This is a genomic window from Micromonospora sp. NPDC050276 (assembly GCF_044459545.1).
Taxonomy (GTDB): Bacteria; Actinomycetota; Actinomycetes; order Mycobacteriales; family Micromonosporaceae; genus Micromonospora.
This window is the reverse complement of sequence record NZ_JBITJA010000006.1, coordinates 171,239-186,401: the sequence shown is the minus strand read 5'-3', so window position 1 is coordinate 186,401 and position 15,163 is coordinate 171,239. Positions and strand designations below refer to the sequence as shown.

17 protein-coding genes and 2 tRNA genes are annotated in these 15,163 nt (G+C 69.0%); 11 read left to right on the top strand and 8 right to left on the bottom strand.

Annotation, left to right across the window (positions count from 1 at the left end; translation table 11 throughout):
- Nucleotides 1-26 precede the first annotated feature (26 nt).
- The 10 genes from ACIBF8_RS14870 to ACIBF8_RS14825 are packed head-to-tail and all read left to right on the top strand — an operon-like array spanning nt 27 to nt 6,164.
- A complete protein-coding gene (locus ACIBF8_RS14870) occupies nt 27-425 on the top strand; it encodes a hypothetical protein (protein ID WP_396783347.1) in 399 nt (132 codons plus the stop codon).
- Nucleotides 422-721: a hypothetical protein gene (locus ACIBF8_RS14865; protein WP_396783346.1), complete on the top strand. Its 300-nt coding sequence runs from the start codon at nt 422-424 to the stop codon at nt 719-721. The genes ACIBF8_RS14870 and ACIBF8_RS14865 overlap by 4 nt, the downstream gene beginning before the upstream one ends.
- Entirely contained in the window at nt 718-1,128 is a 411-nt protein-coding gene (locus tag ACIBF8_RS14860) for an RRQRL motif-containing zinc-binding protein (protein ID WP_396783344.1), read from the top strand. The genes ACIBF8_RS14865 and ACIBF8_RS14860 overlap by 4 nt, the downstream gene beginning before the upstream one ends.
- Nucleotides 1,125-1,541: a hypothetical protein gene (locus ACIBF8_RS14855; RefSeq protein ID WP_396783342.1), complete on the top strand. Its 417-nt coding sequence runs from the start codon at nt 1,125-1,127 to the stop codon at nt 1,539-1,541. The genes ACIBF8_RS14860 and ACIBF8_RS14855 overlap by 4 nt, the downstream gene beginning before the upstream one ends.
- Nucleotides 1,541-1,837, top strand: a complete 297-nt coding sequence (locus ACIBF8_RS14850; protein ID WP_396783340.1) for a hypothetical protein — start codon at nt 1,541-1,543, stop codon at nt 1,835-1,837. Before ACIBF8_RS14855 ends, ACIBF8_RS14850 begins: the two co-directional genes overlap by 1 nt.
- Nucleotides 1,824-2,678, top strand: coding sequence for a DUF2637 domain-containing protein (locus ACIBF8_RS14845; protein ID WP_396783338.1), 855 nt, complete (start codon nt 1,824-1,826; stop codon nt 2,676-2,678). Before ACIBF8_RS14850 ends, ACIBF8_RS14845 begins: the two co-directional genes overlap by 14 nt.
- Nucleotides 2,675-2,938, top strand: a complete 264-nt coding sequence (locus tag ACIBF8_RS14840; protein ID WP_396783337.1) for a hypothetical protein — start codon at nt 2,675-2,677, stop codon at nt 2,936-2,938. Before ACIBF8_RS14845 ends, ACIBF8_RS14840 begins: the two co-directional genes overlap by 4 nt.
- Nucleotides 2,938-4,734 (top strand): replication initiator, encoded by a 1,797-nt coding sequence (locus ACIBF8_RS14835; protein ID WP_396783336.1) that lies wholly within the window; start codon nt 2,938-2,940, stop codon nt 4,732-4,734. The genes ACIBF8_RS14840 and ACIBF8_RS14835 overlap by 1 nt, the downstream gene beginning before the upstream one ends.
- A gap of 58 nt (nt 4,735-4,792) precedes the next feature.
- Nucleotides 4,793-4,954, top strand: coding sequence for a helix-turn-helix domain-containing protein (locus ACIBF8_RS14830; RefSeq protein WP_396783760.1), 162 nt, complete (start codon nt 4,793-4,795; stop codon nt 4,952-4,954).
- Nucleotide 4,955: 1 nt separating this feature from the next.
- Entirely contained in the window at nt 4,956-6,164 is a 1,209-nt protein-coding gene (locus tag ACIBF8_RS14825) for a tyrosine-type recombinase/integrase (protein WP_396783335.1), read from the top strand.
- A gap of 91 nt (nt 6,165-6,255) precedes the next feature.
- Here ACIBF8_RS14825 and ACIBF8_RS14820 read toward each other — a convergent pair.
- From ACIBF8_RS14820 to gyrB, 6 genes are all read right to left on the bottom strand, one after another.
- Nucleotides 6,256-6,331 (bottom strand) — tRNA-Ala (locus tag ACIBF8_RS14820).
- A 43-nt stretch (nt 6,332-6,374) separates the two neighbouring features.
- Nucleotides 6,375-6,503, bottom strand: a complete 129-nt coding sequence (locus tag ACIBF8_RS14815; RefSeq protein WP_209444550.1) for a DLW-39 family protein — start codon at nt 6,501-6,503, stop codon at nt 6,375-6,377.
- A gap of 43 nt (nt 6,504-6,546) precedes the next feature.
- Nucleotides 6,547-6,620, bottom strand: a tRNA-Ile gene (locus ACIBF8_RS14810).
- 150 nt (nt 6,621-6,770) lie between these two features.
- Nucleotides 6,771-7,679: a DUF3566 domain-containing protein gene (locus ACIBF8_RS14805; RefSeq protein WP_396783334.1), complete on the bottom strand. Its 909-nt coding sequence runs from the start codon at nt 7,677-7,679 to the stop codon at nt 6,771-6,773.
- 4 nt (nt 7,680-7,683) lie between these two features.
- Complete coding sequence (gene gyrA, locus ACIBF8_RS14800; protein ID WP_396783333.1) at nt 7,684-10,206, bottom strand: DNA gyrase subunit A; 2,523 nt, start codon at nt 10,204-10,206, stop codon at nt 7,684-7,686.
- Between the two features lie 130 nt (nt 10,207-10,336).
- Nucleotides 10,337-12,283, bottom strand: a complete 1,947-nt coding sequence (gyrB, locus tag ACIBF8_RS14795) for a DNA topoisomerase (ATP-hydrolyzing) subunit B (RefSeq protein ID WP_396783332.1) — start codon at nt 12,281-12,283, stop codon at nt 10,337-10,339.
- Nucleotides 12,284-12,803: 520 nt separating this feature from the next.
- Between gyrB and ACIBF8_RS14790 the strand changes: the two genes are divergently transcribed.
- Nucleotides 12,804-13,358 carry a hypothetical protein gene (locus ACIBF8_RS14790; RefSeq protein ID WP_269681771.1) on the top strand — a complete coding sequence of 185 codons (555 nt, stop codon included), beginning with the start codon at nt 12,804-12,806 and terminating at the stop codon, nt 13,356-13,358.
- 66 nt (nt 13,359-13,424) lie between these two features.
- Here ACIBF8_RS14790 and ACIBF8_RS14785 read toward each other — a convergent pair whose 3' ends face one another.
- Nucleotides 13,425-14,036 carry a DUF721 domain-containing protein gene (locus ACIBF8_RS14785; protein WP_396783331.1) on the bottom strand — a complete coding sequence of 204 codons (612 nt, stop codon included), beginning with the start codon at nt 14,034-14,036 and terminating at the stop codon, nt 13,425-13,427.
- Nucleotides 14,026-15,159 carry a DNA replication/repair protein RecF gene (gene recF / locus ACIBF8_RS14780; protein WP_396783329.1) on the bottom strand — a complete coding sequence of 378 codons (1,134 nt, stop codon included), beginning with the start codon at nt 15,157-15,159 and terminating at the stop codon, nt 14,026-14,028. The genes ACIBF8_RS14785 and recF overlap by 11 nt, the downstream gene beginning before the upstream one ends.
- Between the last annotated feature and the right edge of the window lie 4 nt (nt 15,160-15,163).

Below are 15,163 nucleotides of genomic sequence, written 5' to 3'. Positions count from 1 at the left end.
AGCCCTTTCGAAAGGACGTGGCTGCCATGAAGGCTACCCACAACCCACCCACCGCAGCAGAGGTCACACCGGCCGACCTGCTGCGGATGGCCGCCCTCTACCTCCAGCGGCACGGCTGGACCCAGGGCGACTACTACACCGTCGTCTTCGACGCCCTCACCCCCCGAGCCTGCGTCTCGGGTGCTATCGGCATGGCCACCTACGGCACCGTCACCTGCATCCCCTTCACCGCCAACCGGACCGAGCGCCGCGACTACCACGCCGCTTCGCGGGCACTGGCGGAGTTCCTCTGCCTCAAGACCTCCACCGAGCTGTTCGAGTGGAACGACCGCCCCGGGCGCACCGCAGCCGAGGTCATCCACGCCCTCAATGCCGCCGCTGACCGGTGGGACTCCCTCCACACCCAGGAGGGCGGGAACCGATGAGCACCGTCAAGAAGCTCTTGACGCCACGTGTGCCTCGTCAGAAGCGCCGCAACGTGGTGGAGAACGACGAGTTCGCCGCGTTCGGCCGCCGGATCATCCGCGCTCACGGTCGCCGCGTCGCCACCGGCGATGTCGAAGCACTACGCGACCTCGTCTCCCTGTCGTCGGTCATCGACGACGCGATCGGTGAGGCCGTGATCGGCCTTCGCGCGTTCGGCTACTCCTGGTCGGAGATCGGTTCCCGACTCGGAATCTCGAAGCAGGCCGCCCAGCAGCGCTGGGGAGACAAGCCATGACCGACCTGCGCAGCGCCGACCTCGACAACCTGGCCGATCGCACCGGCATCCGGGTCGAGTTCTACGACCCGCTCGGCACCCGCTACGGGTTCCCCACCTTCCCCTACCACTGCGCACTCGACGGCCTGGCCACCGTGCGACAGCTCCGCGCCGCCGGCCTTCGCCCCAACGGCCAAAACCCCATTGCGCAGATCTATTGGCGGCACCGCAACAACCGGCGAGTCGCCTACCTCTACCGCCTCGACCTGGCCGCGCCGAAGCGCACTGCCACGCCTGCTCAGCGGGAGGCCATCGCCAAGGCACTCCGTGCCCGTCGCACCTGCCGGATCTGCGCCCAGGTCAAGCCCTACTACATCCCCCGCCGCTATGGCGAATGCCTCGACTGCCACGAAGGAGCGCTGTCGTGACCCATCCCTTGCAAACCGGCGCGGTCATCATCGTCCTCTCCCCACTGAACGGATCGACGATCTATCACCTGCTGCCCAAAAAACCGGAGTGGCAGCCCACGCTCACCGACGAGTACGTCACCTTCACCGATCCCCTCGTCGACATCACCGCCGCCATCTTCATCTCCCTGAAAACCGGCACCGGGTGCCTCGCGGCTGACCCCGACCGTTGCCCCCTCTGCTACGGCGACGGCGTCATCAGAGTCCGCCTGGACTTGACCGACACCACCACTTACAGAACTGGCCTGCTCTGGGCGCTCCTCGACAACGGTCCGCAGGTCGACGAGTTCCGTGACGCGGATCGGCCATGCCCGGCCTGTCACCTCGCCGCCTTCCACCTCGCCTCCACCGAAGACCCAAAGGAGAGCGACTAATGGGCTTCCACCTCTCTGACCCCTGCCTGTGGTGCATCGAGGGCAGCTCGCCCGCCGGCATCCACGACATCCTCGGCCCGGTCTACAAGCCCTGCCCCGTCTGCCTCGGTCCCTGCGCCCTCTGCGAGGGCGACGGACTGTTCCCGGCCGACTTCGCCTGCCTGCCCTGCTTCCGCGAGCAGCTCGCCGCCCTCGGCCTGGTCCCCATCATGTGCGCCCACTGCTCCGGCGTGGTCGACCTCATCCCCCTCGACGCCATCCCGGCCCCGGAGGTGACTCCTCATGTCGAGCACTGACCCGACTGCGGTCACCGAGCAGTTCGCCGCCGAGTACGCCCGCAACGCCGTACCCACGATGCTCAAGGCGATCAGCTCCATCAAGCGGTACAACCGCTTCGTTCTCCTCGGTGCGCTGCTGACCAGCTACCTGCACCAAGCCCACTACCTGTGGACCCAGAACGCCGGCTACTTCGCCTACCTCGTCCCGCTGATCTTCGACGCCGCGATGGTGTCGATGCTGACCGTCGTCCGCACTTCCGGCATCGCCAAAGACGCCAAACGCGGAGCCATGGTCGTCTTCGCCTGCGCCGCGATGCTGTCGGCCACCATCAACTTCGCCTCCCCAGGCAGCCTCGGCCTGCGCCTGGTCTTCGCCCTGGTCGTCGTCCTCGTTATCGGCGTCGAACTCGTCGCCGGACGTATCCGACCCGACTTCGCCGCCATCCAAGCCGAAGCCGCCGCCCTCCTCGCCGCCGTCAATGACCTCACCGAACCGACACCGGCCACCGAGCCGACCACCCCGGCCGTCGACACCACCCCGGCTCCTACGCCGGCTGTCGACACCCTGCCGGCATCTGCTCCGGTCGTCGACATCCCGCTGGCACCTGCGCCGGCCGCCATCACGGCACCCGCCTTCACCCCAATCCCGGCCACCCGGCCCGAGGTTCCGGCGCATCTGATGCCCACCGCCCGGTTCGTCATCGGACGCCACGAACAGAGCACCGGCCGACCCATCACCACCGATGAACTCGCCGGCCTGCTCTCGGTCACCCCGGACATCGCCCGGGAACTGCTGCACACCATCACCGGCCACACCCCGGCCGTCAACGGCACCCCCGTCACAGGTGGTGCCCGATGACCATCCACGTCGTCGACATCGACTACACCTTCCACACCTGCCCGGCCTTCGCCGAGCCACACATCTACGACACCCGACGGACCGTCATCGACGTCATCCCCGGTGGTCCCTGCCGGACCCCGGTCACGATCCGCTGCGGCGACACGACCGCCACTGTTCCGTGCCACCGGCACGAACCGGCCGACCGCCAGTGCGGCGCCTGCCGGCTGATCGTCACTCAACACACCATCACCAACCGGCACCTCACCGAGGCTGCCTGATGGTCTCGACGCTGGACCTCACACCCCGCGCTTCGGCCCGGGGTGTGGGCTCGAACGCCGACACCATCCCCTTCGTCGGCTACACCGCCGCCGGCTCCGCCTTCCTGCGCTCCCAGCAACCCGACTACTTCGGCTGGCTCGAACACGTCCGCGCCGCCGCCGCCTGCACCCGCCCGATTCGCCTCGCGGGGCAGCTCCTCACCGTCGAGCCCGCCACCGGCCGACTCCTCGACGCCCGACACACCGACGCCATGCCCGACGCCGCGATCTACAAGGCGTGCGGCAACCGCCGCGCCACCGTCTGCCCTACCTGCGCTGGCGTCTACCAACGCGACGCCTATCAACTCCTGCGCGCCGGCCTCGTCGGCGGCAAAGGCGTCCCCGAAACCGTCTCCCGACACCCGGCCGCGTTCGCCACCTTCACCGCACCGTCCTTCGGCCCCGTGCACGTCCGCGCGGTCAAGCGGCACACCTGTACCAACCGCAAACGCTGCGACTGCCGCCCCGACCCCTGCCACGCCCGCCGTAGCACCGCCCCCACTGCCGGCCTCTGCGCCCACGGTCGTCCGGCCGTGTGCTGGGCGCGCCACGAACCCGGGGACCATGTGCTCGGTCAGCCGCTGTGCCTGGACTGCTACGACCACGACCACCAGGTCGTCTGGAACGTGTTCGCAGGCGAACTGTGGCGGCGGACCAAGCAAGCCGCGGAACGCCACCTTGCCCAACTCGCCCGCCGACGCGGCATCCCTCCGGCCCGAATGGTCACGCCCTCCGGCAAGGTCCGCACGCTCGCCCCGGTCCGGCTGTCCCACGGCAAAGCTGCCGAGTTTCAAGCACGCGGCGCAGTCCACTTCCACGCTCTGGTGCGCCTCGACGGCGTCGACCCCTCCGACCCCACCGCCGTCATCCCACCACCGGCTGGCTTCACTGCCGCCGACCTCGACGACGCGATCCGCCACGCCGTCACCCAGGTCAGCTACACCACCCCCACCCATCCCGACCGGCCCGAGGGCTGGCCGATCGTGTGGGGTGACCCGTCCAAGGGCCTCGACATCCGGCCCATCAGCCTGACCGGCGGCGGTGAGGTCACCGACGGCATGGTCGCGGGCTACCTTGCCAAGTACGCCACCAAGAGCACCGAGGTAACCGGGCACCGCTCAGTCAGGCTCGACGCCGACACCATCGGCGACTACGCCGACCCCGACGGCGACCACACCGCCCGCCTCATCGACGCCTGCTGGCGACTCGGCCGACCCACCGGCACACCCATCCCGCTCTCGCAGCGGCCCCGGGACCACCGGCCCACACCCGGCTTCGTGAAGCGCTGGGAGTGCCCCGGCTGCGGCACCCACACCCGCTACGCCGCGTGCCCCGTCTGCGTCGCCGAACGTCAAGCCAGCCTTGACGCCGAACCCACGAAACCAGCCACGGGCAACCCTTACGCCCGGCTGCGCCGCTGGGCGCACATGCTCGGCTTCGGCGGCCACTTCCTCACCAAAGCCCGCCGCTACTCCGTGACCTTCCAACTCCTGCGCGACACCCGCGTCACCTACCGACGCAACGACGACCAGGACCAGGACGTCACCGACCCCATCAGGGCCGTCGACCATCTCGACGACACCACCCTGATTGTCGGCACCCTCACGTTCGCCGGCGTCGGCTGGCACACCACCGGAGACGCCCTGCTCGCCAACACCGCCGCCGCCATGGCCCGCGCCCGACACGCCGCCGGTCGCGAAGAACTCGCCCACGAACTCGGCACCACCCCCGCCGGCACCGTGCCGGTCGCCGCCTGACCAGACAGGAGAAGCAGTGAGCGTGGAAGGAACAAAGGCCCCCCGGTCGAACGACCCGCTGTGGACGGTGGAAGACGTGTCCACCTACTTGGGCGTACCGGTGGCGACTCTCTACCAGTGGCGCTACCGCCGGATCGGGCCTCGTGCCTCCCGGGTCGGCCGTCACCTCCGTTACGACCCCGCCGACGTGCGGGACTGGCTCGACCGAAAGGCGGCCTGACATGGCTGTCGATGACCTGTGGTACCTGAAGGCAGTGGGGCCGGATCGAAAGCGCCTGCCCTCGAAGCGGCACGGTCGCGGCAAACGCTGGCGGGTTCGCTACTCGGACGCCTCCGGCGAAACCCGTGAGCGGCTGTTCGACCGACAGACCGACGCCAAGGACTTCGACGCCAACGCCAGAACCGGCAACGTCGACGCCGTAAAGGTGGACCGCGCTCAGCGGTCGGTGACCTTCCAGAACTACGCCGAACGCTGGCGGCTGTCGCGTGAGATCGGTTGGGCAATGGAAACCCGGAAACGGGTTGAGTCGAACTTGCGTTGTCACCTGTTCCCGGCCTTCGGGTCGGTGACTCCTCGCTCGATCACGCTGACCACCGTCTTGGAGTGGCTGACCTCGCAGCTCGCCAACGACGTCCCCAAATCGTCACTGCGTCTGTACTTCGAGCTGCTTGACGCCATCCTCGCGGCTGCTGTCGTCGACAAGGTGATCCCTGACAACCCGTGCGACGGCGTGAAGCTCGTGAAGGTGCTCCGTGGCCTGTCCCGTGTGCCGAAGTGGGTGCCGACAGAACATGAGGTGTTGGCGCTCCTCGATGCGGTACCCGCCCGGTATCGGGCTGCGATCTGGCTCGGTGCCGGCCAAGGTTGCCGCTTCGGCGAGATGCTGGGAATGGAGCACGGTAAGAGCATCGACGTGAACGCCCAGGAGCTGCACGTCACTCAACAGCTCCGGTACTCCCCGCAGGGCTACGGCGGCTTCTACCTCTGCCTGCCCAAAGCCGGTTCGTCGGGAACCCTGGACCTGGACCAGGCGGTGCGGGAAGCCCTCGACGCTCATGTCCGCGATTTCCCACCGGTCGAGGTCGAAATGGTTGACATCACCTCGGGTGACCCGGTCCGCCGCTCGGTGCCGCTGCTGTTCACCACCACCCGAGGGAATCCGTTCACGGACCGGACCTGGTCGAACGAGTGGGTCAAGTGGCGGGACAAGGCGGGATGGCCCAAGAAGCACGGAGGGTTTCACGCGCTGCGGCATTTCTTCGCTACAACGCTGATCACCAATCACGCCGAGCCACAGGACGTGCAACGGCTGCTCCGCCACCAGACGCTACGGATCACCTTGGAGACCTACGTTCACTGGTGGCCTCGGCGAGAGCGGCGGCGCGGTGTCATCGGTGATGTCCTGCGGGCTGCGGCGCACCGCCGGTAGATGCCAACCGAGGGAAGATCATTCCTGATCTGTGCCGGATCTGTGCCCGATGATCTCGAACCTAGCTCCGGTGCAGCTCACAGGCTGTGTGTGGTGGAGCCCAGGGGACTCGAACCCCTAACCCCTGCCTTGCAAAGGCAGTGCTCTGCCAGTTGAGCTAGGGCCCCGTGGGTGGCCGTGGCGGCGATTCGATCGCCGCCGGCCCGAACGTCAGCGCAGGTCGGGCGCGGTGGTCGCCTCGTGCCACAGGGCACGCTCGTCGTTCGACGCCTTGATCTTGTTGAACACGACGGCGGCCACGCCGACGACGCCAGCCAGAATCAGCAGCTTCTTGAACATGGGGCGACCCCTCAAGCTCGACTACCGTCGGACGAACATGCGGTGGGGCTAGATGGAATCGAACCATCGACCTCAGAGTTATCAGCTCTGCGCTCTAACCGACTGAGCTATAGCCCCGCGTTGCGACGAGCAAGATTAACCCATCCGCTCGGCGGGACCCAAATCGGGGTCCGCACCTGCGAGCCGGGCCGTCGACGCCGGCAAAACCTACCTGAGTACGGGACGCCGGAGCCACCGCATTCCACGGTGCTCCGGCGTCCCGGTCGCTCAGTCCCGCTCGGCGAGGGTCAGCTCGATGCCGCCGACCAGGTCCGCGCAGACGTTGTAGACGAACGCTCCCAGCGTGGCCAGCGCGGTGAACAGCACCACGTTGACCAGGCCGATCAGCGCCGAGCTGAGGATCACGCCCTTGGCGGTGATCTGGAAGCCGCTGGTGCTCTGGCCACCGCCGGCATTGACCAGGTCACTCAGGCTCTCGTTGACGCTCTGGAACACACCCATCGCGTCCAGCGCCAGGTAGAGCACCGAGGTGGCGACCACCAGGACGATGAAGAGCACCACGGAGACCGCGAACGCGAACTTCATCACGGACCACGGGTCGATCCGCTTCAGGTTCAGGCGGGCCCGGCGCGGCCCGCGGGACGCGGCCGAGCTGACCGACGTACGTGCCGCACGCACCGCGTCACCGACGCGGGCGGCACCGACGGCGGACGCGTTGCCGATCCCCGGTGGCAGGCCACCGCCGCTGGCCGGGCGGCCCGGCGCGGTGCCGGTACGCCCCGCCTCCGGCTGGGTCATGCCCGGTGTGATCCGCGGCTGGGTGCCGGTGGACCCGGTGGACGCCGCCTGGCCGGGTCGGACACCGATCGGCTGGGTGGTCGCCGGACGGGCCGACGGCGCCGCCGTCGGAGCCGACGCTGCGGCGGTGGCCGATGTCGGCGCCTCGGGACTGGCCGCCTCGGTCTGGTCGCCCGACCCGCCGTCCTCGCCGGGCTGCTCCGGCGGGGGTGTCATACCTGGAGCCCGTGTGAACTTCGGGGCAGGCGCATCGGCGGGGACCGTCGCCCGGCCCACGGCCGCGCGGCCGGTCGCTGGTGTGCCGCCCTTGGCGGCCTCCTCGTCGACCGGGTTGGCCGAGGTCCCCGTGTTCCCCGACTTCGCCTGTGTCTCCGTCATTCAACTAGTCCTGTTCGTCAGGCTCGTCGGCATTGCGAGCAATCGCCACGATAGTCACGCCGTCCGGGAGGTCCATCAGCTTGACCCCCATTGTGTTCCGGTCACGCGTACGGCGTACAGGCTTCACCGGAGTCCGAATGACACCACCGTTGCTGGTGATCGCGAACAGCTCGTCGTCCGGATCGATCACCACCGCGCCAACCAGACCACCGCGCCGTTCGGTGATCTTTGCAGTCAACACGCCCTTACCTCCCCGGCCCTGCACCGGGTATTCCTCGATCGGGGTGCGCTTCGCGTATCCCCCGTTCGTGGCCACCAGAACGTCCAAACCTTCCCGGACGACCTCCATGGCCAGCAGGACGTCGTCGTCCGTGAAGCGCATGCCGATCACGCCCGAGGTGGCCCGGCCCATCGGCCGCAACGCCTCGTCCGAGGCATTGAACCGGATCGCCTGTGCCTTCTTGGAGACCAGCAGCAGGTCGTTCTCCGGCGCAACCAGCGCAGCACCGACCAGCTCATCCTCATCGCGCAGGTTGATCGCGATGATGCCGCCGGAACGGTTGGAGTCGAACTCCTCGAGCCGCGTCTTCTTCACCAGGCCGTTCTTCGTGGCCAGTACCAGATAGGGGGCTACCTGGTAGTTCGGGATCTCAATGATCTGCGCTATCTGCTCGTCGGGTAGGAAGGCGAGCAGGTTGGCCACGTGTTGGCCCTTGGCTACCCTACTGGCCTCCGGCAACTCGTACGCCTTGGCCCGGTAGACGCGGCCCTTGTTCGTGAAGAACAGGATCCAGTCGTGGGTCGAGCAGACGAAGAAGTGGCTGACGATGTCGTCCTGCCGCAGCGTGGCGCCGCTGACGCCCTTCCCGCCGCGCCGCTGCGAGCGGTACAGATCGACCTTGGTCCGCTTGGCGTACCCGGTCCGGGTGATCGTGACGACCACGTCCTCGCGGGCGATGAGGTCCTCCATCGAGACCTCGCCGTCGAACGGGATGATCTGCGTCCGGCGGTCGTCGCCCCACTTGGCGACGATCTCGCCCAGCTCCTCGGAGACGATCTTCCGCTGCCGCTCGGGCTTGGCGAGGATGTCCTTGAGGTCGGCGATCTCCAGCTCGAGCTTGGCCAGGTCGTCCACGATCCGCTGCCGCTCCAACGCGGCGAGCCGGCGCAGCTGCATGTCCAGGATCGCGGTCGCCTGGATCTCGTCGATCTCCAGCAGCCGGATCAGGCCCTGCCGGGCGTCGTCCACCGTCGGCGACCGCCGGATCAGCGCGATCACCTCGTCCAAGGCGTCCAGCGCCTTGCCCAGACCGCGCAGGATGTGCGCCCGCTCCTCGGCCTTACGCAGCCGGAACGCGGTCCGCCGGCGAATCACGTCGATCTGGTGCTCGACGTAGTAGCGGATGAACTGGGCCAGGTTGAGCGTGCGCGGCACCCCGTCGACGAGCGCCAGCATGTTGGCGCCGAAGGTCTCCTGGAGCTGGGTGTGCTTGTAGAGGTTGTTCAGCACGACCTTCGCGACCGCGTCGCGCTTGAGCACCAGCACGATCCGCATACCGGTGCGCCCGGAGGACTCGTCGCGGATGTCGGCGATCCCGGCGAGCTTGCCCTCCTTGATCAGCTCGGCGATCCGCTCGGCGAGATTGTCCGGGTTGACCTGGTAGGGCAGCTCGCTGACGACCAGGCAGGGGCGACCCCGCTTGTCCTCCTCGACCTCCACCACGGCGCGCATCCGGATCGAGCCACGACCCGTGCGGTACGCGTCCTGGATGGCGGTGGTGCCGACGATCAGGCCGTGGGTCGGGAAGTCCGGACCCTTGACGATGCCGATCAGGGCTTCGAGGGTGGTCTCCTCGTCCTCATCCGGGTGCTCCAGGCACCACTGCACCGCCGCGCCGATCTCCCGCAGGTTGTGCGGCGGAATCTTGGTGGCCATGCCGACCGCGATGCCCTCGGAGCCGTTCACCAGCAGGTTGGGGATCCGCGACGGCAGGATCGTGGGCTCCTTGGCCCGGCCGTCGTAGTTGTCCTGCAGGTCGACGGTGTCCTCGTCGATGTCCCGCAGCATCTCCATGGCGAGGGGGTCGAGCTTGCACTCGGTGTATCGCATGGCCGCGGCCGGGTCGTTACCCGGCGAGCCGAAGTTGCCGTTGCCGTCGACCAGCGGGTAGCGCAGCGACCAGGGCTGCGCCATCCGGACCAGCGCGTCGTAGATCGCCGAGTCGCCGTGCGGGTGGAACTGACCCATCACGTCGCCGACGACCCGGGAGCACTTCACGTAGCCGCGGTCCGGACGGTAGCCGGAGTCGAACATGGCGTAGAGAATCTTGCGGTGGACCGGCTTGAGGCCGTCCCGGACGTCCGGCAGCGCGCGACCGACGATGACGCTCATCGCGTAGTCGAGGTAGGAGCGCTGCATCTCCACCTCGAGCCCGACCGGTTCGATCCGGTCGTGCGCGACCACCGCGGCGATGGCCTCGGCGGGGACCTCAGGCTCGTTCGGTGTGGACTCGGGAGAATCGGTCACTGTATACCCTTATCAGACTCAGAGTCGTTTTCGTGCTGTGGATAACGGCTGTGGATACCGGCCAAGCTGTGGATAACTCTGTGGACCGGTGGCTCGGCCCGGCAGCGCCGAGCCGAGCCACCGCAGCCCGTCAGATGTCCAGGAACCGCACGTCCTTGGCGTTGCGCTGGATGAACGACCGGCGCGCCTCGACGTCCTCACCCATCAGCACACTGAACAACTCGTCGGCAGTCGCCGCGTCGTCGAGAGTGACCTGACGCAGGGTACGCGTCGCCGGGTTCATGGTGGTTTCCCACAGCTCGGGATAGTTCATCTCGCCGAGGCCCTTGAACCGCTGGATGTCGTCCGGCTTGGCGTTCGGCTTCTTCTGCTGGCGCAGCGCGATCAGCCCGTCCCGCTCCCGGTCGGAGTACGCGTACTGCGCGTCGTCGCCCTTCTTGTTCCACTTGATCTTGTAGAGCGGCGGAGCGGCCAGGTAGACGTGCCCCAGCTCGACGAGTGGACGCATGAAGCGGAACAGCAGGGTGAGCAGCAGCGTCTGGATGTGCTGGCCGTCGACGTCCGCGTCGGCCATCAGCACCACCTTGTGGTAACGCAGCTTCTCCATGTCGAAGTCGTCGTGGATGCCGGTGCCCAGCGCGGTGATCAGCGCCTGGACCTCGTTGTTCTTGAGGACCCGGTCGATCCGGGCCTTCTCCACGTTGAGGATCTTGCCGCGGATCGGCAGGATCGCCTGCGTCCGTGGGTCACGGCCCTGCTTGGCCGAGCCGCCGGCCGAGTCACCCTCGACGATGAACACCTCGGACTCGCGCGGGTCGGTCGACTGGCAGTCGGCCAGCTTGCCCGGCATCGAGCCGGACTCCAGCAGCGACTTGCGCCGGGCCAGCTTGCGCGCCTGCTGCGCGGCGATCCGGGCCCGCGCGGCCTGCGACGCCTTCGTGATGATCATCTTGGCCTCGGCCGGGTTACGGTCGAACCAGTCGACCAGCCACTCGTTGCAGACCCGCTGTACGAAGCTCTTCACCGGGGTGTTGCCCAGCTTGGTCTTGGTCTGACCCTCGAACTGCGGGTTGGCCAACTTCACCGAGATGATCGCCGCGAGGCCCTCACGAATGTCCTCGCCGGAGAGCTTCTCGTCGCCCTTGAGCAGCTTCTTGTCGGTGCCGTACCGGTTGACCACGCTGGTCAGCGCGGACCGGAAGCCCTCCTCGTGGGTGCCGCCCTCGTGCGTGTTGATCGTGTTGGCGAAGGTGTAGACCGACTCGCCGTACGACTCGTTCCACTGCATGGCGATCTCGACCGACATGCCCTCCTCCTCGGCGCCGAACTCGACCACGGTCTTGTGGATCGGGTTCTTCGAGGCGTTGAGGTGCCGGACGAAGTCGGCGATGCCGCCCTCGTAGTAGAAGGTGACTTCGCGCTGCCGGCCGTCCTCCTCCTCGGCCACCCGCTCGTCGAGCAGGTGGATGCGCAGGGCGCGGTTGAGGAAGGCCATCTCCTGCAGACGCCGGTAGATGGTCTGGAAGTCGAAGTCGACGGTCTCGAAGACGTCGGGGTCGGGCCAGAAGGAGACCGCCGAGCCGCTGCGGTCGGTGGTCTCGCCCTTGTCCAGCGGGCCGGGCTTGGAGTTGTTGTACTGCTGCCGCCAGACGAAGCCGGACTTGTGGATCTCGACGGCCATCCGGGTGGAGAGCGCGTTCACCACGGACACGCCGACGCCGTGCAGACCGCCGGAGACCGCGTACGCCTTGCCGTCGAACTTGCCGCCGGCGTGCAGCACGGTCAGCGCGACCTCGACACCCGGCTTCTTGAGCTTCGGGTGGAGGTCGACCGGGAAACCACGGCCGTTGTCGGTGACCCGGACGCCGCCGTCGGCGAGCAGCACCACGTCGATGGTGTCGCAGTATCCGGCCAGCGCCTCGTCCACCGCGTTGTCGACGACCTCCCAGACGAGGTGGTGCAGACCGCGCTCGCCGGTGGACCCGATGTACATACCGGGCCGCTTGCGAACGGCCTCCAGCCCCTCGAGAACGGTGATCGACTCTGCGCCGTACTCCTGCTTGTCCTGCGCTGCCACCCTCGGCCACTTTCTCGCGTCAGCCGCGCCGGTAGGGCGCGTCGGGCGCGGGTTCGGCGGACAGGACGCGACGTCGGCGCGCGGACCGGTGCCGGAGACCTCCGGACAGCGGGTCGAACGCGCCGGTCGCCGCGGTTGCCCGCGGATCGCGATCGGCTCGACCCGACGTGGAGAATGAATCGGGGCCACCGGCCCCGTCGCACTCCCGCACCGGGTCTTCGTCTCGCTGTCAATCCTACTGTGCGCGGAGGACAGAACCACCACTCGGCACCCTCAGAGAGGCGGCTGAGAAGTCCGTAGCCGGCAGAACCCCGTCGCCCGCGACTCCCCCCACACGCCAGGCTCCCATCGCACGCGCCGCCCCGGAACGGGTTGACCCGCGCTCGGGCGGGTCGGGGGTCGCGGCCGGAGCGTCCGTGCCGTACGTTTGCGGCGCCCCGGAACCAGCCTTGATCTTTACCGGCTGGAACCGGGACGATCGACCCGATCGACCCGACACGTGCTCTTTAAGAGGTGACAGATGGGGCTGGACAACGTCGCGGTGCACTGGCCGCGGACCGGCCGCTTCTACGATCCGGTCGCGCCGGCCGAGTTCGTCGACTTCGGCGAGATCGTCGACCTGCCACGAATCTCCGCGCCGACCGCGGCGCTGGCCGAGCTCATCGCCAAGACCGGCACCATCCGGGCGACCGCGTACACCGAGCTGGTGGATCTGCTCCTCGGCCTCGAAGGTGTGTTGTACGCCACAGACGCCGCCGCCGAGGACGAGGACCCGGTGATCGATCCGGACGGCTGCTCCTGGATCGCGAGCGGCATCGAGCGGTTCGTGGCCGGGCACCGCGCGTACGGCGAGGCGGTCACCTTCGAGTCGGTGAGCACCGTGCTGCGCTCGTTGCTCGGCGACGGCAGGCTGGCCGAGCAGCAGCTGCGGTGGTTGGAGAGCCGGCTCGACGCGCTGCGCGACGAGCGCGGCGACCCGCCGCAGTGGAACTTCACCTGCGCCGAACTGGGCGTGCTGGCGGCGTTCTACCGGCGCTGCGCCGAGCGCGGGTTCGCCGTCTACGCCGACGCCTGAGCCGCCGCGTCGGCCTTCGAGGCGGCCGGTCGGTTGGCGGCCCGACCGGCGCCAGTGAGCGAGCGATCAGCCGTAGGTGTCGCGAGGGCCCCGGCCGCGCACCCGGCGCGGCCCCTTGCCCCACGAGGGCGCGGCCGGGCCGTGGATGTGCAGCTTGCGCACCACGTTGTGGCCGACCTCGCTGGCGATCTGCTTCAGCAGCGAACCGGCGAGCAGCCGCAGCTGGGTGGCCCAGGCGGTCGAGCGGGCCTCCACGGTCAGCTCGCCGTTCTCCAGCTTCACCGGGCGGCTGTTCTGCGCCACCTCCGCGCCGACGACCCGCTCCCAGGCACCGAACACGGTGGCCTCGGCCGCCGGCTGCTGCCAGCCACGGGCCTTGACCAGCCGGTTCAGCACGGCACTGAGTGGCTGCGGATCGCGCGGGTCCGGTCCCGGGCCGGAGTAGCCACGCAACCGCCGCCCCGAGCCGCCGGCAGCGTCCGCGCCGCCCGGGGCACGCCGGGCACGGGCCGCCGCCTGCCGCCGGGACAGCGCCGCGTCGAGCACCGCCCGGGCCAGCTCCGGGCCGCTGGCGGCCGCCGCCGGCTCACCGCCCGTCGACTCCGACGCCGCCTTCGGGGTACGCGCCGACGGGGCGTCGCCGGTCGCGGGCCTCTTGCCGCGTGGCTCATCCGACACGGCGTACCGTCCCTTCGCCGACCTGATAGCGGGTGCCGCGCAGGGCGGCCGGCACGTCGTCGTCCACCGCGCAGGTGACCAGCAGCTGACTCGCCCCACCGACCAGCTCCGCCAGCCGCTCCCGGCGGCCGGTGTCCAACTCCGCGAAGACGTCGTCGAGCACCAGCACCGGTTCGATCCCGTCGGCGCGCAACAGGTCGTACCCGGCCAGCCGCAGCGCCAGCGCGAACGACCACGACTCGCCGTGGCTGGCGTACCCCTTGGCGGGCAGTGGGCCGAGGCTGAGGGCCAACTCGTCGCGGTGCGGGCCGACCAGGGTGGTGCCCCGTTCGATCTCGGCCGAGCGGGACGAGGCCAGGGCCGCCGTCAACGCCTCGGCCAACACGGCCCGGTCGGTGGTCGGCTCGGCGAGCTCGATCGACGGTCGATAAGTGATGCTCGCCGCGCCCCGACCGGCGGCCACCGCGTCGTACGCCTTGGCGACGTGCGGGGTGAGCGCGGCCACCAGTTCCAGGCGGCCGGCGAGCAGCTCCGCGCCATGCTGGGCCAGGTGGGTGTCCCAGACGGCGAGGGTGCCGAGGTCGCCACCGCGTGACCCGCCGGTCTTGCGGGCCAGGTACGCGGTGCGCAGCAGGGCGTTGCGCTGCTTGACGACCCGCTCGTAGTCGGCCCGCACGCCCGCGTACCGGGGTTGGCGGTTGACCAGCAGATCGTCCAGGTAGCGGCGCCGCTCGGCCGGGTCGCCGCGGACCAACTCCAGGTCCTCCGGAGCGAAGAGCACGAGCCGTAGCGCCCCGAGCACGTCCCGGGCCCGCCGCGCCGGCGAGCGGCCCAGTCGGGCCCGGTTGGCCTTGCCGGGCACGATCTCCAGCTCGACCAGAAGCTCCCGGCCGTCGTGCACCACCGCGCAGCGGATCACCGCGGACGTGGCGCCCATCCGGACCAGCGGCGCGTCGGTGGCGACCCGGTGCGAGTCCAGGGTCGCCACGTAGCCCAGCGCCTCGACGAGGTTGGTCTTGCCGACGCCGTTGGCCCCGATCAGGACGTTCGCCCCCGGCTGGAGGTCGACGGCCACCCGCTCGTAGGAGCGGAAGTCGACCAGTTCCAGCCGGTGAACGTACACAGGT